The sequence below is a fragment of the Devosia salina genome, assembly GCF_019504385.1.
Classification (GTDB): Bacteria; Pseudomonadota; Alphaproteobacteria; order Rhizobiales; family Devosiaceae; genus Devosia; species Devosia salina.
Window position 1 is genome coordinate 1,812,485 of sequence record NZ_CP080590.1, and the last position, 18,758, is coordinate 1,831,242.

Annotated in this window: 13 protein-coding genes, 1 tRNA gene, 1 pseudogene and 1 other annotated feature; of the genes and pseudogenes, 8 read left to right on the forward strand and 7 right to left on the reverse strand. The window is 63.8% G+C overall.

The annotated features are described in order from the left end of the window. Positions 1 to 49: 49 nt before the first annotated feature. Together K1X15_RS08670 and K1X15_RS08675 are read left to right on the forward strand one after the other, a co-directional pair. Positions 50 to 466, forward strand: coding sequence for an HIT family protein (locus K1X15_RS08670; RefSeq protein ID WP_220307059.1), 417 nt, complete (start codon positions 50 to 52; stop codon positions 464 to 466). 7 nt (positions 467 to 473) lie between these two features. Further along, positions 474 to 1,121, forward strand: a complete 648-nt coding sequence (locus K1X15_RS08675; RefSeq protein WP_220307060.1) for a YoaK family protein — start codon at positions 474 to 476, stop codon at positions 1,119 to 1,121. 30 nt (positions 1,122 to 1,151) lie between these two features. Here K1X15_RS08675 and K1X15_RS08680 read toward each other — a convergent pair whose 3' ends face one another. Then, the gene (locus K1X15_RS08680; RefSeq protein ID WP_220307061.1) at positions 1,152 to 2,636 is read right to left on the reverse strand and encodes a SulP family inorganic anion transporter; all 1,485 of its coding nucleotides are present in this window, start codon (positions 2,634 to 2,636) and stop codon (positions 1,152 to 1,154) included. 56 nt (positions 2,637 to 2,692) lie between these two features. Then, positions 2,693 to 2,750, reverse strand: a sequence feature (sul1 is cis-regulatory element that is thought to sense ions involved in sulfur or methionine metabolism; They are found in Alphaproteobacteria). A gap of 205 nt (positions 2,751 to 2,955) precedes the next feature. Here K1X15_RS08680 and K1X15_RS08685 point away from each other — a divergent pair. Beyond that, positions 2,956 to 3,570, forward strand: a complete 615-nt coding sequence (locus tag K1X15_RS08685) for a hypothetical protein (protein WP_220307062.1) — start codon at positions 2,956 to 2,958, stop codon at positions 3,568 to 3,570. A 47-nt stretch (positions 3,571 to 3,617) separates the two neighbouring features. On the opposite strand, the gene clpA is transcribed toward K1X15_RS08685, so the two are convergent. Together clpA and clpS are read right to left on the reverse strand one after the other, a co-directional pair. Further along, positions 3,618 to 5,957 (reverse strand): ATP-dependent Clp protease ATP-binding subunit ClpA, encoded by a 2,340-nt coding sequence (gene clpA / locus K1X15_RS08690; RefSeq protein ID WP_220307063.1) that lies wholly within the window; start codon positions 5,955 to 5,957, stop codon positions 3,618 to 3,620. A gap of 9 nt (positions 5,958 to 5,966) precedes the next feature. After that, a complete protein-coding gene (gene clpS / locus K1X15_RS08695; RefSeq protein ID WP_240549751.1) occupies positions 5,967 to 6,314 on the reverse strand; it encodes an ATP-dependent Clp protease adapter ClpS in 348 nt (115 codons plus the stop codon). 405 nt (positions 6,315 to 6,719) lie between these two features. Here clpS and K1X15_RS08700 point away from each other — a divergent pair, with 405 nt between their 5' ends. Together K1X15_RS08700 and K1X15_RS08705 are read left to right on the forward strand one after the other, a co-directional pair. Then, positions 6,720 to 8,279, forward strand: coding sequence for a serine hydrolase (locus K1X15_RS08700; RefSeq protein ID WP_220307064.1), 1,560 nt, complete (start codon positions 6,720 to 6,722; stop codon positions 8,277 to 8,279). Positions 8,280 to 8,433: 154 nt separating this feature from the next. After that, positions 8,434 to 8,706 (forward strand): hypothetical protein, encoded by a 273-nt coding sequence (locus K1X15_RS08705; protein ID WP_220307065.1) that lies wholly within the window; start codon positions 8,434 to 8,436, stop codon positions 8,704 to 8,706. 10 nt (positions 8,707 to 8,716) lie between these two features. On the opposite strand, the gene K1X15_RS08710 is transcribed toward K1X15_RS08705, so the two are convergent. Further along, positions 8,717 to 10,078 carry an MATE family efflux transporter gene (locus K1X15_RS08710; protein WP_220307066.1) on the reverse strand — a complete coding sequence of 454 codons (1,362 nt, stop codon included), beginning with the start codon at positions 10,076 to 10,078 and terminating at the stop codon, positions 8,717 to 8,719. Positions 10,079 to 10,334: 256 nt separating this feature from the next. On the opposite strand from K1X15_RS08710, the gene K1X15_RS08715 reads away from it, so the two are divergent. Further along, a complete protein-coding gene (locus K1X15_RS08715) occupies positions 10,335 to 11,063 on the forward strand; it encodes an AzlC family ABC transporter permease (protein WP_220307067.1) in 729 nt (242 codons plus the stop codon). Then, positions 11,047 to 11,355, forward strand: a complete 309-nt coding sequence (locus tag K1X15_RS08720) for an AzlD domain-containing protein (RefSeq protein ID WP_220307068.1) — start codon at positions 11,047 to 11,049, stop codon at positions 11,353 to 11,355. Before K1X15_RS08715 ends, K1X15_RS08720 begins: the two co-directional genes overlap by 17 nt. A 27-nt stretch (positions 11,356 to 11,382) precedes the next feature. Here K1X15_RS08720 and K1X15_RS08725 read toward each other — a convergent pair. The 3 genes and pseudogenes from K1X15_RS08725 to K1X15_RS08735 all read right to left on the reverse strand — a co-directional run bounded on the left by K1X15_RS08725 (position 11,383) and on the right by K1X15_RS08735 (position 15,352). After that, a tRNA-Leu gene (locus K1X15_RS08725) sits at positions 11,383 to 11,466 on the reverse strand. A 226-nt stretch (positions 11,467 to 11,692) separates the two neighbouring features. Beyond that, positions 11,693 to 14,038, reverse strand: a pseudogene (locus tag K1X15_RS08730) (penicillin-binding protein 1A); the annotation flags it as partial. An 84-nt stretch (positions 14,039 to 14,122) separates the two neighbouring features. After that, entirely contained in the window at positions 14,123 to 15,352 is a 1,230-nt protein-coding gene (locus K1X15_RS08735) for an N-acetylmuramoyl-L-alanine amidase (RefSeq protein ID WP_220307070.1), read from the reverse strand. Positions 15,353 to 15,913: 561 nt separating this feature from the next. On the opposite strand from K1X15_RS08735, the gene K1X15_RS08740 reads away from it, so the two are divergent. Then, positions 15,914 to 18,592: an Rne/Rng family ribonuclease gene (locus tag K1X15_RS08740; RefSeq protein WP_220307071.1), complete on the forward strand. Its 2,679-nt coding sequence runs from the start codon at positions 15,914 to 15,916 to the stop codon at positions 18,590 to 18,592. The last annotated feature ends 166 nt before the right edge of the window (positions 18,593 to 18,758 follow it).

Here is an 18,758-nt window from a genome sequence, read left to right on the forward strand (position 1 = left end):
CCGCTGCAGCGCCCCTAAACATGATGATACGCGACCGCACGAGGGCCACATGACCTACGATTCCGCCAATATCTTCGCCAGGATTCTCAAGGGCGAACTGCCCTGCCACAATGTGCACGAGGATGACATCGCCCTGGTGATGATGGACATCTTCCCCCAATCGCGGGGCCACACCCTCATCGTCCCCAAGGCGGCGTCCCGTAACCTGCTCGATGCCGATCCCGCTGACCTGTCAGCCGTGATGCCGCTGGTGCAGCGGGTCGCCCGGGCGGTCAAGGCCGCCACGGGGGCCGATGGCCTGCGACTGATGCAGTTCAACGAGGCACCGGCCGGGCAGACCGTGTTCCACCTCCATTTTCATATCATCCCCATCTATGAAGGGGTCGCGCTCGGCGCCCATGCGGGCGGCAAGGCCGACGATGCCGAACTGGCAGCGCTAGCCAGCAAGATCGCCGCGGAACTTTAGGCCGGCCATGACACCAGCCCGCCACCTTGCCCTGGGCATGGCACTGACCGCTTCCGCGGGGCTTATCGACGTGGTCGGCTTCATCGAGCTGGGCGGCTATTTCACCTCGTTCATGAGCGGGAACACCACCCAGGGCGGCGCTGCCCTGGTCGAGGGCGCATGGCCAGTGGTGTTATTGACCGCTTCACTCATCGCCCTGTTCTTCATCGGCAGCGTCTTTGGTGCGCTGGCCGCCTTCTCCAATGCCCGTTGGGGTCCGGCCGCCGTCAGCGCTGCCGTATTCGCCGGCGTGGCGCTGACGCTGTCCCTGACATTGAGCGGGTTTCCGTCTACCCAGACAATGCTGGTCCTCGCCGCCAGCGCAGGGGCGCAGAATGCCATTCTGCCCATGCGGGGCGCCGTGCGCCTGGGCGCTACCTTCGTCACCGGCACGCTCTACATGGCCGGCCAGGATCTGGCGCTGGCCCTGCGCGGGGCGGCGCCGCCTAGGCGCTGGTTGCAGCATCTCGCCATATGGCTGGGCCTTTTCGGCGGCGCGGCGATCGGCGCATCGCTCTACCGGTTCATCGGCATCGGCACCCTGTTCCTGCCGGCATCCATCTACGCCGCATTCACCCTCGGCCACCTCTGGGCCGGTCGCCGTTCGGCCATATGAAAAGGCCCGGCATCCGCCGGGCCCCTTGCCTTACGAATGGCCGACCAGCAGGTCGCCATTGGCCTTGTGGTGCACGCCCAGATTGTCGACGATGGTGGCACTGGCGCGGTTCATGCCGGACAGGGTGACGTCGACACCGGCCTTGCGGAACTTGATGACGGCCTTGTCCACTCCCGCAACGCTGGAAATATCCCAGATGTGAGCATGGGTCAGGTCGATCACCACCCGCTCGACCTTTTCGTCAAAGTCGAAGGCCGCCATGAACTGCTCGGCCGAAGCAAAGAACAGCTGCCCCTGCACGTGATAGACGCGCGTCTTGCCGTCTTCGCTCAGCTCCTTGCGCACCTCGAAGATCTGCGAAATCTTCCAGGCGAAGAACACGCCCGAGAGCAGCACGCCCACGAGCACGCCAATGGCAAGGTTGTGCGTATAGACGACGAAGGCAACGGTCGAGAGCATCACCATGGACGATGAACGCGGATGCTCGCGCAGATTGCGGATCGACTGCCAGTCAAAGGTACCGATCGACACCATGATCATGATCGCCACCAGCGCTGGCATGGGAATATTGCGCAACAGGTCGCCCAGCACCACCAGCAGCACCAGCAGATAGGCGCCGGCGAGGAAGGTGGACAGGCGCCCACGCCCGCCCGAGCGCACATTGATGCCCGACTGCCCGATCATCGCACAGCCTGCCATGCCGCCGAAGAAACCCGAAGCAATATTGGCGATGCCCTGCCCGATGCTCTCCTGCCGCTTGTCGCTGGGCGTGTCGGTGAATTCGTCGATGATCTGCGCCGTCATCAACGATTCCAGCAGGCCCACCGCTGCCACGCCCACCGAATAGGGCAGGATGATCCACAGCATATCCAGCGTTAGCGGCACATTGGGGATCAGGAAGAATGGCAGGGTCGTGGGAAGTTCACCCATGTCACCGACCAGATGCACGTCCAGCCCGCCAAAGAACACAACGAGGCCGACAACGATGATCGCCACCAGCGGCGACGGGACCAGCGTGGTGACGCGGGGGAACAGGTAAATGACCGCCAGCGCCAGCGCGACCATGGGATAGGTCATCATCGGCACCCCGATCAGTTCGGGCAATTGCGCCATGAAGATCAGGATGGCCAGTGCATTGACGAAGCCGGTCATCACCGATTTGGACACGAAACGCATGACCGTGTGGAGCTTGAGATAGCCCGCGCCGATCTGCAGCAGGCCCGCGAGAATCGTCGCCGCCAGCAGATAGTCCAGCCCATGCTGGCGCACCAGCGAGCCGAACAGCACGGCTGTGGCCGCGGTCGCCGCCGAAATCATGGCGGGCCGGCCACCGAAGATGGAAATGACGATGGCGATCACCACCGAGGCATAGAGCCCCACCTTCGGGTCGACCCCGGCAATGATGGAAAAGGCGATGGCCTCCGGCACGAGCGCCAGGGCCACGACGAGACCGGAGAGCAGGTCGCCCCGCACGTTCCGCACCCACTCGGCGCGGTAGTTTTCAAAATTGAACATAAGATACAAGACCTAGGGCGCCGGCGGCTGGGAGCCGCCCAAATGCGCGATGATACTTGTGACCGGGGGATAGGCGCCCGGAGAAGCCACTCGGAAGGAGAAACCGAGTCCGACGAACGGGAGGCTTATAGGAAGTTTATCGGTCGCGAACAACTCCGGAAATGCAAATGCAGACCTGCGATGCACCCCGCGGTCGCACCAGCCGGAAGCAATACCGTGCGCGATGAATGAAATACCGGAAAGCAAATCGACTAGCTCGATTGATATATTGCCCTATCGTCAGCTTGATGCTCCGATATCCAAAAGTCGGGAGGCAGTCATGGCGCCAGTGATCCATTGGCTTTTGAACGGCCAGAACTTGGCCGCGCTAATAGCGGCGGCCAGTGCTGCCTTAGCTTTCATTCAATATCGCCGCAACAGTATCCGCCAGAAGAACGATCTCGCTCAGAGTCAGGCCGTTACCGCGGCTCGGGAGACACTTGCTCTATTGGGCAACGTTTCTGCGCAGGACGCCTTGTCGGCGCTGGACTACTCCGAGCCCACCGCCATGCGCGCCCTGGAAATCCACGCCGCGACCTACGAAACCAATCCCAAGGCCAAGTTCTCCGAGGAGGAGAAAGCGGCCCGTGACAAGATCGACGTGTTGCTGACCCGGCTGGAGATGATCAACTTCCTCATTGATCGCGGCGTGATTTCCGCAACTGACTTTGAAAGCCATTTCGCCTACTGGCTCGAGCTGCTCGGCGAGGTGCCGGGCAGGAATCCGCCGGACAAGCTGGTGCATTTCAGCGACGCCAATCGCCGGAAACTGTGGAACTACATCCGTGTCTATCGCTTCCATGGCGTTATCGAACTGTTCAAGCGTTATGGCCGCGCATCCTCCGGGACAGGCACGCCCGAGGACCTTTTCGTGGCCCGCCAGCCGACCAGCTAAAAGGCCGGGATCGCTCCCGGCCTTCCGCATCTGGATCAATTTGATCCTCAGTTCTTGTCCGCCGTAGCCTTGGGCTTTTTCGGCTTGGGCAGGGCCTTGGGCTTGGCCGGACGCGGCGGCACGGCCACCAGTTCGAGCTTGGCCTCGCTCCCCTCGCCCACCACGGCCACTGTGACCGAGCCGCCATTGACCAGCTCACCGAACAGCACCTGGTCGGCCAGCGGCTTCTTGACATGCTCCTGGATCACCCGGCCCAGCGGGCGGGCACCCATGCGCTCGTCATAGCCATGCTCGGCCAGCCAGTCAGCGGCTTCGGGCGTGAGATTGATCGTGACACCGCGCTCGGCCAGCTGGCCTTCGAGCTGCAGCACGAATTTCTCGACCACCCGGCGCACCACTTCGCGCGGCAGCGGCGCAAAGGAGATGATGGCATCCAGGCGATTGCGGAATTCGGGGCTGAAGGTGCGGTTGATCGCATCCTCGTCGTCCCCCTGCTCGCGCTTGCGGCCAAAACCGATGGGCGAGCGGGCCAGTTCCGCGGCGCCGACATTGGACGTCATGATCAGGATGACATTGCGGAAATCGACCGCCTTGCCATTGTGATCGGTCAGCTTGCCGTGGTCCATCACCTGCAACAGGATGTTGTAAAGGTCCGGATGGGCCTTCTCGATCTCGTCCAGCAGCACCACGCAATGCGGATGCTGGTCGACGCCATCGGTGAGCAGACCGCCTTGGTCGAACCCCACATAGCCCGGAGGCGCGCCGATCAGTCGGCTGATCGTATGGCGCTCCATATATTCGGACATGTCGAAGCGCAGGAGTTCCACCCCCAGCGTGTCGGCCAACTGCTTGGCCACCTCGGTCTTGCCGACACCGGTCGGGCCGGTGAACAGGTATGAGCCGATCGGCTTTTCCGGCTCGCGCAGGCCCGCGCGGGCCAGCTTGATCGCCGAGGACAGGGCCGTGATGGCCGAATCCTGCCCAAACACCACCGTCTTGAGGCTCTGCTCGAGCCCACTCAGCAGTTCGGCATCGGACTTCGACACCGACTTGGGCGGGATGCGCGCAATCGAGGCAATGGTCGTCTCGATGTCCTCGACATCGATCACCTGCTTGCGCTGGTCTTCCGGCAGCAGCTTCTGGCTGGCCCCGGTCTCGTCGATCACGTCGATCGCCTTGTCCGGCAGCTTGCGATCGGTGATGTAGCGCGCGCTCAGTTCCACGGCGGCCTTGAGGGCCTCGTCCGTGTACTTGATCTTGTGGAACTCCTCGAAATAGGGGCGCAGCCCCTTCACGATCTCGATCGCATCGGGAACCGTCGGCTCGTTGACGTCGATCTTCTGGAAGCGCCGCACCAAGGCCCGGTCCTTCTCGAAGAACTGCCGGTATTCCTTGTAGGTGGTCGAACCGATGCAGCGGATCGCACCCGAAGCCAGGGCCGGCTTCAGAAGGTTCGAGGCATCGAGCGCACCACCAGAGGTGGCGCCGGCGCCGATCATGGTGTGGATCTCGTCGATGAAGAGCACCGCATTGGGCATCTTCTCGAGTTCCTTCATCACGGCCTTGAGGCGTTCCTCGAAGTCACCGCGATAGCGCGTGCCGGCCAGCAGCGCACCCATGTCGAGCGCATAGATCACCGCTTCCTTGAGAACTTCAGGCACATCGCCTTCGATGATCTTGCGCGCCAGGCCCTCGGCAATCGCCGTCTTGCCTACGCCGGCGTCACCCACATAAAGCGGGTTGTTCTTCGAACGCCGGCACAGCACCTGGATGGTCCGGCGCAATTCGCTGTCGCGGCCGATCAGTGGGTCAATCTTGCCCTGCCGGGCTTTCTCGTTGAGGTTGACGCAGAAATCGGCCAGGGCGGAGCTCTTCTTGGCCTCCTGCCCACCCTCCGACGGCCCCTCGCCATCTTCGGCGCCGCGCACCTTGCGCTCTTCACTCGGGCCCGACTTGGTAATGCCGTGCGAGATGAAATTGACCGCATCGAGCCGGCTCATGTCCTGCTGCTCGAGGAAATAGGCGGCATGGCTCTCGCGTTCGGCGAAGATCGCCACGAGCACATTGGCACCGGTCACCTCTTCGCGACCGGACGACTGGACATGGATCACGGCGCGCTGAATCACGCGCTGGAAAGCCGCCGTCGGCCGCGCATCCTGACCGTTCTGAACGACCAGGCTGTCCAGCTCTTCATTGATGAAATCTTCGAGGTCGCTCTTGAGCGCGTCGATATCGACATCGCATCCGGTCAGCACGGCCACGGTATCGCGGTCGTCCGTCAAGGCCAGAAGCAGGTGCTCGAGCGTGGCAAACTCATGGTTGCGCTCACGGGCCAGGTTCATCGCCTGGTGCAGGGCCTTTTCGAGTCCGCGCGAAAATGAGGGCATATGATGTTCCTACTGTTTTTCCATCACGCATTGCAGCGGATGCTGGTTCTTGCGTGCCGTATCCATCACGCGGGTGACCTTGGTCTCGGCCACTTCGTATGGATATACGCCGCACTCACCCACCCCCTTCTGGTGAACGTGCAGCATGATGCGCATGGCGTCTTCGCGTGACTTGTTGAAGACGTCCTGGAGCACCAGAACGACGAATTCCATCGGCGTGTAGTCGTCGTTGAGCAACAGCACCCGATAGAGGTTCGGCCGCTTGGTTTTGGGACGCGTCTTGGTCACCGTCCCGGTTTCGAAATCGGCATCGTTCCCGCCCCGGCGGCCGCCATCGTCGTCCTTCGGCCCACCCATTACGCGCAGCGGCATGGGCAGGATCACGGACGGCTTTATCGGAGCGGGCAGAAAGGGAGTCTTGGTCATGGCTATGGGCCGCCTGGGAAAACGAAGCAGCAAGGTTGGACCCATTATGTAGGCAAAATCAGGCCGGTGTTAAGGGCAAACGCATCCCGAAAATGTGAGCAGGTTGTTTGGCCAGCTTTCCGGCCCGATTCAGCCCGTTGAGGCGCGCGCCGTGGTCTTTCTGTGGCGCCCCCGACACATCCCTTCGCAAACTCGATTGCATTTTACGGAATCGTAACGGCGCCGGTCTAACCTCCCGGAAGGCTGGACTTTCGGGGTTTGGGGACACGCGAAGGCCGGCTGCGTCAAACGAGTTGTGTACGGGCAGAATGCCCGATCGAGTAGTTGGAGTACCGGGTGACCTCCCTGGCAAAGACCCCCTGGCGCGTTGCGTTCTTGCGCGCCCTCGCTGCCGTTCTTGTCGTCTTCGCTGTCAGCCTTCCGGCTACGGCGCCGGCTCAGGCCATCGAAAATCTCCGCAAATATGCCGGCATCGTCGTCGATGCCAAGTCCGGCAAGGTGCTCTACGAGGATCAGGCCGATTCCAGGCGCTACCCTGCCTCGGTCACCAAGGTGATGACGCTCTACGTCCTGTTCCAGGAACTGCAGGCGGGCAATCTCAGCCTCTCCACCAAAATGACAGTCTCGCGGCATGCGGCGGCCGCCGTGCCGACCAAGCTGGGCCTCCGCGCCGGCTCGACCATTTCGGTGGAAGATGCCATCAAGTCGCTGGTGACGCTTTCCGCCAACGACATGGCCCGCGTCATCGCCGAGCATATTTCCGGTTCTGAGGAAAAATTCGCCGAGCGCATGACGGCAACGGCCCGCGCCATGGGCATGCGCAACACCACATATCGCAACGCCTCCGGCCTGCCGGACGGCGGCCAGGTGACCACGGTGCGCGACCAGGCCATCCTGGGCATCGCCATCTACCAGCACTTCCCCACCTATTACGAATATTTCCAGACCACCTCCTTCCGCTACAACGGCAAGACCTATGGCAACCACAACCGCGTGCTGGGCTATATGGGCGCCGTCGACGGCATCAAGACCGGCTATATCAACGCCGCCGGCTCCAACCTCCTGACAGCTGCCCGCAAGGACAATCGGCACATCGTGGTCGTGGCCTTCGGCTTCAATTCGGCAGCTGCTCGCGACGAGAAGGTGCGCCAGCTGGTGTCGAGCTACCTCAACAAGGGCCGTCGTGGCGACTATCTGCAGACCGCCATGGTTCCCCTGCCCGGTCGCCAGGGCAATACCCAGTTCGCCCTTGCCCAGCCGCGCAAGCCCACCTTTGCCATGCCCACGCCCATGCCGGATTTCCGCCTCGCTGCGCTGGTTGCCGGCAACGGCGCACAGCCCCAGGCACAGGTCGCCGTGGCCTCGGCCGCGCCGGTCACCATGCCCACCCCCGCGCCGGCCGATCTTGGTCTTTCGCCGGCCGTGCAGGCTGCCAATGTGCTGGCCGCGCCCACGCAGGCCGAACCGCTTTATCCCAGCCAGGACGTCATCGGCGCCTGGCTGAGCGAAACCTACAATCTGGGTGCTCCGCCCGCCGCCCTTGGCCAGACCGCGCCCTCCACGCCCCTGCTGCCACCGGGCAATGTCGATGGCGGCGCCGGCCAGCCGGTCGACCTGATGCACTCCGGTGCAGTCGCCGATGCGGCCCCGATCAGCGGCTGGATCGTGCAGATCGGCGCCGGCCCCTCCGAGGACAGCGCACGCGCCATGCTCTCAGATGCGGCCGGCAAGGTCGGCTCGCTGGGTGACTTCCGCTCCTATGTCGAGCGGTTCGAAAAGAACGGCCAGATTTTCTATCGCGCCCGCTTCGTCGGCTTCGGCGACCGCGATGCTGCGACCAATATGTGCAACCGCCTGAAGGACCAGAACCTAGCCTGCCTGGCGCTGCAGGGTTGACGAAATGCCGGCACGGCGGACCAACCGCCGGCCGCAAGGACACGATCCGATGAATTCAGTACCGGCTCTGCCGGACGGATCGGGTTCCTGACGACAAGGCGGCCAGAATGGCCGCCATGGGGACGCAATTGGTGCTTGTGTATGGAGTAGCCCAATGAGTGATCGTAACGCTCTCATCGAACTGGCCAATTTCGTGGGCCGTTCGCCGCTCGCCGCGCCGGACATGAAGGTCCGCAACAAGGCGCTCTCAGGCATGACCGAGCGCATGCTGCCGCGCCAGAAGCGCTCGGTGGGCGATTTGCTCGGCGTGGTCATGGCCCTGTCGGCCCGCACCCGCCGCATGGCACTCGATCCGGTCAGCGTCGAGATCGACGTCTTCGCTCCCGGTGGCAAGCGCGCCCTGCGCCTCAACCTCGGTCAGGACTGACAGTGGCGCTCTAGACGAGCGCCACGATCTCCTTGCGCCGCCATACCAGCATGTACCAGCCCGACTGCAGCACCAGCATCATGGTGAAGCTCGCCGCATAGGCGACCCATATGCCGACCAGCCCCAGGCTGGTCTGGCTCAGCCAGATGGCGCCGGGCAGTTCGATGCACAGAATGCACGCCAGCGACAGCGCCATGGGCGCATAAACCGTGCCGCTCGCCCGCATGATCCCGGAAAACACCACGCTCCAGCCGAAGCACAGAATGCTCCACAGCATCACATGCAGCAGCGTCTCGGTGAGGTCGACCACTGCCGGATCGGTGATGAACAGCGCCACAACGTGCTGGCTGAAAAGATAGGCCAGGATGATGAGGCCACCGGTAATGATCAGGTTCAGCGTCAGCGCAGTGCGCGTGATCGCCCCGATCTGGTCCACCTGCCGCGCGCCAATGGCCTGGGCAGCAAAGATCGAGGCCGCGATCCCGATCGACATGGCCGGGAACTGCACGTAGCTCATCACCTGCCCCAGCGCGCCATAGGCCGCCGTCGCATCCGAACCGAAACGGTTGACGAGGCCGACCACCACGATGCCGGCGATTGACGAGATCACCATCTGCAGCCCGGCGGGAATGCCCAGCTTCAGGATCAGGCCCAGCAGCTTGATGTCCGGACGCAGCATGGCGCGCAGCAGGACATGATCGGGCGCCAGCGGCATGTTGCGCACCCGCATATAGACGAACAGGAACACCAGCACCGTGGTGAAACCGGCGATCATGGCGACGGCCGCGGCGTTGACGCCCAGTTGCGGCAATCCGATCCAGCCCTGGATCAGGGCCGGGGTTACCACCAGCCCTACCGCCAGCGACAGCATGAGGGAAAACAGCGGCGTGATCGTATCGCCGACGCCGCGCAACACCGAGGTCACGACAAGAAAGAGGAAGAAACCCGGCATGCCGATCAGCACGATTCGCGCATAGCCGACCGCGAGCTGCCGGATGTTCTCCGGCGCGCCGAGCACGGTCATGATCTGCTCGGTCCAGATGCCGCCCACGATCGCCACCACGAGCCCGAGCACAATCGCGGCCGCAAGGGTCGTCCCCGCCACCTGCTTGACCTTCTCGACATTGCGGGCGCCCCAGGCCTGGCCAATCAGCACCGTCGACCCGGCGGAAAGCCCGATCAGGAAGCTCATCAGGAAGAACATGATCGGGAAGAAGGTCGCCGTCGCCGCCAGCGCCTCGACCCCGATCATCTGCCCCACATAGATCGAGTTGACCGTGCCCGACAGCGCCTGCAGGATATTGGAGGCCATCAACGGCACCAGGAACAGGGCGAACCGCTGCCAGAGGGGGCGGGTGGACTGGAACTGCATCGACGGGCTCCGGAATGTTCGGTGCTGACGTCACCGCTTTGCCCCGGTTGCAGCCGGCGCTGGCGGAATTCAGCCAGAGCGGCGCCGAAAAAACCAGTGCTGGCAGGAAGAAGACCGAGGCTGGGCAGTGACGGCGGCCTCTCTACGCCTCTCCCCCGATACGGTCAATCGTGCGCCTTGGGCCATTAATCGCGTCGATGCCGGCCATCAACTCTTGTCATCACGCTCGCGCCGCCAGTCGTGCTAGAGACGAACCATGTCGCAGGTCTCCGCCCTCTCCGATTCCGCAACCGACCAGTTCTTCGCCGGCGCGCGCGCCTGCGTGCCCGTTGCCATTTCGGTGGCCGCCTACGGCATGGTCTGGGGCATGCTGGCGCGCAGTGCCGGCCTCAGCCTCATTGAAGTCATGATGATGAGCGGCCTGGTCTTTGCCGGCTCGGCCCAGTTCGTAGCGCTCGACCTCTGGACGGCGACGCCCTCTACCCTGCCCATCGGCCCGCTGGTGCTCGCGGCCCTGATCGTCAATCTGCGTTATCTGCTGCTCACTGCCACGCTGCGCCCGCTCTACCCGGCTGGAAAGCTCGGACGCGGCGCGCTCGGCATGTATCTGGTGACCGACGAGAACTGGGCCATGACGGTGGCCGCCATGGCCCGGGGCGGCGGCAGCGTCGCCTTTCTCATGGGCGGTGGCGTCCTGGCCTGGCTCTCCTGGATGAGCACCAACCTCATCGGCTACGGCCTCGGTTCCGCCATCGATGATCCGGCGCGCTGGGGTCTCGATTTCGCCTTTACCGCCACCTTCCTTGCCCTGATGCTGGGCATGTGGAAGGGCCGCGGGGACATCGTTCCCTGGCTGGTCGCGGCTCTGGCCGCCATTTTCACGGCCCAATATGTCGAGGGTAGCTGGCACATCCTGGTGGGCGGAGTGGCGGGCAGTCTTGCGGGTGCCCTTATGGAGGTGCGCCGGCATGTTCACCTCGCCTGAGGCCGTTCTCGCCATCCTCGGGATGGCGCTGGTCACCATTGCCATCAAGGCCAGCGGCCTGCTGCTGGCAGATCGCCTGCCGCGCGAGGGCTTTGCTGCCGCCTGGCTGCGCCACATTCCCGGCGCGGTCCTGGCCGCGCTGGTTGCACCGGCCCTGGTGACTGGAAGTGTGGCCGAAGTCGTCGCCGCCCTCGCGACCGGCACGATCTTCGTGTTCTCGCGCAACCTATTCGCGGCCATGGCCGGCGGCGTGCTGACTGTCTACCTCATGCGCCTGTGGTTGGGCGCATAGGGTCGCATCGGCAAATCTTGCGGAAAGTGGTGCCCCCCGCCGGACTCGAACCGGCACGCCTCGCGGCGGAGGATTTTGAGTCCTCTGCGTCTACCATTCCGCCAGAGGGGCACGGGCTGGGTTCCTAGCCGAGAAGCCGCGCCAGTGCAACAACTCCCGACAGTCTCCACAACGCGACGTTTCAGTCCGTCAGGCTTTCGAATGACCCAAGGCTCGGATCGAGGAAGGTGCCGTTGCCGCTGGGGCGCGTCGAGGGTCTGGAGTTGAACCCGGTAAAGCCGCTGCCATAGTTCTGCTGCATCATCTGCTCGCGCTGAATGGCGTCGAACGCCTGCACATCGAGCCCGATTACCGAAGTCATCAGGTTCGGGCCGGTGCCGGGCTTGAAGGCCTCGGCGATTGCTTCTTCACCCTCGAAGGCCTTGACGCCGGTCGAGGGATTGATCCAGGCCGTGGTCATCCCCGCCGGGACGTTGAACGGCGTCGCCGGCTTGCCCTGCAGGGCCTTGGCCATGAAGCTGGTGAAGATCGGCACCGCCATGCCACCGCCCGTCGAAGACGAGCCCATGGACCGCGGCTGGTCGTAGCCGACATAGATGCCCACCGCCAGTTCTGGGGTAAAGCCCACGAACCAGGCATCCTTGTAGTCATTGGTCGTGCCGGTCTTGCCTGCCACCGGCCGGTTGAGCGCCCGGGCCGCGGTGGCCGTGCCGCGCTGCACCACGCCTTCCATCATCGAGGTGATCTGATAGGCCGTCATCGGGTCGAGAACCTGCGGCCGGTTGTCGATGATGCGCGGCTCCCCCTGCCCGTGCCAGTCCTCCGCCTCGCACCCGTCACAGACGCGCTGGTCGTGCCGGAACACCGTGGAGCCATAGCGGTCCTGGATGCGATCGATCAGCGTCGGCACGATCTTGCGGCCGCCATTGGCGATCGTGGCATAGGCGGCCGTCATCCGCATCGCAGTGGTCTCGCCGGCGCCCAGCGCCATGGCCAGCACCGGCTGCATATTGTCGTATATGCCGAACAATTGCGCATAATCGGCAATCAGCGGCATGCCGATATCGCGGGCCAGCCGCACCGTCATCACGTTTCGGCTGCGCTCGATGCCGCGCCGCAGGGTCTGGGGACCGTAGAATTCCTGGGCATAGTTTTCCGGCCGCCACACCGAGCCGTCGGCCATGCGCACTTCGACCGGTGCATCCAGCACCACCGAGGCCGGCGTATAGCCATTGTCGAGCGCCGCGGCATAGACGATCGGCTTGAAGGCCGAGCCCGGCTGGCGCAGCGCCTGCGTCGCCCGGTTGAACTCGCTTTCGGCAAAGGAAAAGCCCCCGACCATGGCCAGCACGCGCCCGGTGCGCGGGTCCATGGCCACCAGCGCCCCTTCGATCTCGGGCACCTGCTCGAGCGTATAGACGCCCTGCTTGCCGGCCACCGGGGACACATAGACCACGTCACCCACCTTGAGCAGGTCCTGCACGGGCTTTGACACCCACTTGATCTCGGGACCCGACAGTGTGCCCTCCACACGCTCTTCGGCAATGCGCCCATCGACATCGTCCTCCGGGCGGAGGCCGATGCGCGCCTGGTTGCCCCCAACTTCGAGGACGACGGCCAATTGCCATTCGGGCACATCGCTCAGCGGCACGATCTCCGAGACTGCTGCGCCCCAGTCCTCGCCGAGCTCGACACTCGCCACCGGCCCGCGGAAGCCGCGTCGATGGTCATAGTCGATCAATCCATCCATGAGCGCACGCCGGGCATATTCCTGCAGGCGCGGCTCGAGCGTCGTGCGCACCGAAAGCCCGCCGCCATAGAGCTGGTCTTCGCCATAGAGCTTGGCCAGTTCGCGGCGCACCTCCTCGGTGAAATATTCGGCCGAGTAGAGCTGGCTGCCGGCGGCACGCGGAATGACGTTGAGCGGCTCCTTCTTGGCGGCCTCAGCGTCCTCATAGGTCACGTAGCCATTCTCGACCATGCGGTCGATCACCCAGTTCCGGCGCTCGATGGCCGCTTCTGTGCGCCGGAAGGGATGGTAATTGTTGGGGCCCTTGGGCAGTGCCGCGATATAGGCGGCCTCGGGCAGGGTCAGCTGGTAGAGCGCCTTGTCGAAATAGTTCAGCGCCGCCGCGGCAACGCCATAGGAATTGAGGCCAAGGAAGATCTCGTTGAGATAGAGCTCGAGAATCTTGTTCTTTGAGAAGGTGGACTCGATCCGGAGCGCCAGCACGGCCTCCTGGATCTTGCGGTCCCAGGTCTGCTCCGAGGTGAGCAGGAAGTTCTTGGCCACCTGCTGGGTGATCGAGGAGCCACCGCCCTGGATGGAATTATTGCCGTCCAGTCGCGCCACCAGATTGTCGCGCACGGCCCGGATGACGCCGTCCACGGCAATCCCGCTATGGCTGTAGAAATCCTTGTCTTCGGCCGAGAGGAACGCCTGGATAACCAGGGGCGGTACCGTCTCGATCGGCTGGAACAGCCGCCGCTCCCGCGCATATTCGGCCAGCAGCGTGCCGTCGGCCGCGTGCACGCGCGTCGTCACAGGCGGCTGGTAGTCCTTGAGGACGGTATAGTCGGGTAGTTGCGCGGTTACCGTTGCCACATAGATGGCCGCGGCCGCCACGCCCCCCAACGCGAGGAACATGCCAAATCCGAACAACCAGCCAAGCAGACGGAACATGCGGTCAGGGTCTCCGTGCCTGGAGCGCAGTCACGAGCAGATCATAACAGAACCGGTCCGCGATTGTGATCGGCGCCCTATCCATCATTGCTCTTCCTCAAGACTGTCAAAATAGGTGGAAATCCCGCGTGCTATGGCTTCGGCCGTCCGGTCCTGCCAGTCCGACTGCATCAGGTTGGCCATGTCGCTGGCATTGGAAAGGAACCCCAGTTCGATCAGCACCGACGGCACATCCGGCGCCTGCAGCACGAAGAAATCCGCCTGCCGCACGGGGAAACGCCGCAGCGCCACGCTCGGTTCAAGCTGATGCACGATTGACTGTGCAGCCATATAGGACTGCACCCGCATTTCGCGCCGCATCAGGTCGAGCAATATATCCACGACTTCCGGCGCCATGGTTTGCGGCATGGCGAAGCCGGCAATGACATCGGTAGCGTTTTCGTTGTCTGCCAGCACCTTGTCCAATACGTCGGTGGCGTTCTCGTCGCGGGTATAGACCGAGGCGCCCCGGATTTCGGGCTGCTGGAAACTGTCTGCGTGCAGCGAAATGAACAGGTCCGCCTTGTTCGAGCGGGCCAACTCCACCCGCTCTTCCAGTCGCAGATAGGAATCGTCTTCACGGGTCAGCGCCACGTCGAACCGCCCCGATTCGACCAGCAATTCCTGCAGGCGCAGTGAGAACGCCAGCACGATATCCTTCTCCTTGATCCCGCCAACCGCCTCGGCGCCACTGTCGATGCCGCCATGGCCGGGGTCGATCACCACCAGCGGTCGGCTGGCAATGGGCAGTTCCGATCCGCCTGCGGGGGTCGACTCCGCTGGCACCACCGTCTCGGACGCCGCCTTGTCGCGCTCGACATTGGCCGCGAATTCCTCCGCCGTCGCCGGGATGATGTCGACCACCAACCGCGCCGGCTGGTCTTCGAAAGCGTCCAGCACATAGGCCTGCTGCACCTGTGCGGGGCCGGCCAGGGTCAGCGTGGTGCGCACCCGGTCCGCGGCGGCCTGCTCGATGGCATAGGCCGACACCAGGCCTTCCTCGCTCGGCACGCCGTCCGGCTCAGGTACCGAAAACGTGCCGGCGCGAACATCGATGGCAAGCCGTTGCGGATCGTCGAGGGACACAAAGGAGAATTCGGTGCGCGCCGCCAGGTCGACCACCAGCCGCGCCCGTTCAGGCGTGGCGGTAATCCGGGCATCGATGACATTGGGCAAGGGCGGCAGCACAGCCGCATCCTGCGCCGCAACGGCCTGCAGGCTGGCCAGCAGCGTCACCAGGCCCAGCAAAAGGCGTATCACAAACTGTCTGGTCAAGACGTCGACCGGCTCCCACGAATTCGAGCCGCTAGATGGCGCCGCGATACGGCGATTCTTCGGCAGATGTGGCCTTATGCGATGATTTGCGTTCAGGGCCAAGGAACGAGGCGGTAAAACCGGCGTGCGGCACCGGATTTGACTTTCCTGTTGCCATTCCGGCGCAACTTTCCTACACGCTTGTAATGCAGGTGCGTGTGTTTCGCGGCCGTTTTCGGGGTATCGACTATGCCCCCTATGGCCCGGAGCGGACGTTGCGGTTTCAACGCCCTGCATTGACGAATTTCGGCCCAACCGGGCCGGACGGTGCCAGGCCCAGCGCCTGACACCCAATAGGAAGAGGTCATATGGCCCGCTGGCGAACAAAGCGCGACGCGATCGAAATATCCGATTGCCGCTTTGCTTCGCCCTCAAAGCCGGCCGTGACCGCACAGACCATGGCGCTGAACGTGAGAGGTTCGCGCCTCCCAACATCAAACCTATTCGCCCCGCAATGCGCCACGACCAGGATGCCGGCTATCCGGCGCCCTCTTGTCGGCGCGCGGGCGCGCGGAGCTCATTATGGCGACCAAGAGAATGCTGGTGGATGCCATCCACCCGGAAGAAACACGGATTGTCGTTACCGCCGGTAACCGGCTCGAGGAATTCGACTTCGAATCGGCGACCCGCCGCCAGTTGCGGGGCAATATCTACCTCGCGAAAGTCACGCGGGTTGAGCCGAGCCTGCAGGCGGCCTTTGTCGAATATGGCGGCAACCGCCACGGCTTCCTCGCCTTTTCGGAAATCCATCCCGATTACTACCAGATCCCCGTGGCCGATCGCGAAGCCCTCTTGCGCGACGAGGAGCACGAGGACGAGCACCACGACGACACCGACGACACGGTTTCGCTGCCCGAGGGCGTGAGCGAGCCTGACGCGGAAGCCGACCCGCAGGAACCGGGCGACGCCGGCCATATCGAGCAAGCCCCCGCCAATAGCGAGCCGGTGGAATCCATCGGTGGTGCCGATGCGCTCGAGGAAGTGCCCGAGCGCCGCCGGTCCAGCCAGCAGCGCCGCCACCAGTACAAGATCCAGGAAGTGATTAAGCGCCGCCAGGTCATGCTGGTGCAGGTCGTCAAGGAAGAACGCGGCAATAAGGGCGCCGCGCTCACCACCTATCTTTCGCTGGCCGGACGCTATTCCGTGCTGATGCCCAATACCGCCCGTGGCGGTGGCATTTCGCGCAAGATCACCAATGCGGCCGACCGCAAGCGTTTGAAGGAAATCACCGCCGACCTGGAAGTGCCGCAGGGCATGGGCGTCATCCTGCGCACGGCCGGTGCCTCGCGCACCAAGGCCGAGGTCAAGCGCGACTTCGAATATCTGATGCGCCTGTGGGAAAGCGTGCGCACGCTGACGCTGGAGAGCTCGGCGCCGTGCCTCGTCTATGAGGAAGGTTCGCTCATCAAGCGCACCATCCGCGACCTTTACAACAAGGACATCGATGAAGTTCTCGTGGCGGGCGACAACGCCTATCGCGAGGCCAAGGACTTCATGAAGATGATCATGCCGTCCCACGCCAAGAACGTGAAGCCTTACGGCGAAGAGCAGCCCCTTTTCTCCAAGTTCGGCGTCGAGAACCAGCTCGACCAGATGTTCTCGCCCACAGTCACCCTGCCCTCGGGCGGCTATATCGTCATCAACCCGACCGAGGCGCTCGTTTCCATCGACGTGAACTCGGGCCGCTCCACCAAGGAGCACAATATCGAAGACACCGCCCTCCAGACCAATCTGGAAGCGGCCGAGGAAGTGGCCCGCCAGCTCCGCCTGCGCGATCTGGCCGGCCTCATCGTCATCGACTTCATCGACATGATGGAGAACCGGTCGAACCGAGCCGTCGAGCGCAAGCTCAAGGATTGCCTCAAGGACGATCGCGCCCGCATCCAGGTTGGCCGGATATCCCATTTCGGCCTCATGGAAATGAGCCGCCAGCGCATCCGCTTCGGCGTGGTGGAAAGCTCCACCCACAAGTGCCCGATCTGCGATGGCACCGGTCTCGTGCGGTCCACCGAAAGCCTGGCGCTGATGATCATGCGCCACATCGAGGATCACGTCCTGCGCAAGCAGGGCCAGTCCATCAATGTCCGGGTGCCCGTGGAAGTGGCGCTCTACATCCTCAACTACAAGCGCGAGACCCTGTCGCAGCTTGAGATGCGCAACAACCTCTCCATCACCATCACTGCCGATGGCAAGATGACCGGTCACCAGTTCGCCATCGAAAAGGGCGAGGCCCGGGTCTCGGCCTATGCCGATCAGCGTGCCGCCGCCCATGTGCGGGTCGACAGTGCCGTGATCGAGGATGCTGACGAGGACGAGGTCGAAGCCGAGGTCGAAGAGGCCGAGGAGACCGAAGCCCGTTCCGCCGACCAGGGCGAAGGGGAAGGCAGTGGCCGCCGCCGCCGTCGTCGTCGTCGTCGCGGTGGTCGCAATGGCGATCAGCCCGCGCAGCAGGCGTCCGAAACTGGTGCCGATGCCGAAGCGGATTCCGACGCCGAAGGCGAAGACGAGGATGGCAGCGAGGATGCTGCGGCCCGCCAGGCCGTCGAGGGTGATGGCGATGGCGAAAACCGCCGCCGCCGTCGTCGTGGTCGCCGCGGTGGCCGCCGCAATCGCCGCGATCAGAATGGCGAGACCGGGTCCGAAGCCGCGGAGGCCGCGGTCTCGGCGCCGGAAGACGCCGTGATCGAGCATGTCGAAATGAACGCCGGGCCGGAAACGGCAGAAGCGTCTGCAGCCGAGGAAAAGCCGGCTGAAAAGCCCAAGCGCACCCGTCGCAAGAAGGTTACCGAAACCGAGGAATCGGCGCCTGCCGAATCCGCGCCGGTTGAAGCGATCACCACCGACGAAACGCCCGCTGAACCGGCTGCCGAGGAAAAACCGAAGCGCAAGCCGCGTGCGCGCAAGCCCAAGGCCGAGGCCGCAGAATCTGCGCCAGAGGCAGCGGTCTCCGAGGCCGCGCCGGCCAAGACCAGGGCTACGAGGGCAACCAAGGCCGCCAAGGCGGAAGAACCTGCCGCTGAGCCCGCTGCCGAGGAGAAGCCGGCCCGCTCGCGCCGCGTCAAGAAGGAACTACCGCCCGAAGGCGTGGTGGTGACCTCCAGCGCCTCCGCGCCTGCTGCCGAGGAGGCCGAACAGCCCGAAGGCGAGCCGGACAAGAAGAAGAAGGTCGGCTGGTGGCAGCGCCGCCTCGGCCTCGGCTAGAGCGCTTTCAGCAAAAGTGGACACCACTTTTGCGGTTCGAAAGCGTGACAAAACAAACAGATAGAGCTCCCGTTCTGATTCAATCAGAACGGGAATTGCTCTAGAAGCATCAAGGGCGGCCTCCGGGCCGCCCTTTTCGTTGGTCGATGCTGCGGACGTCGTGGGT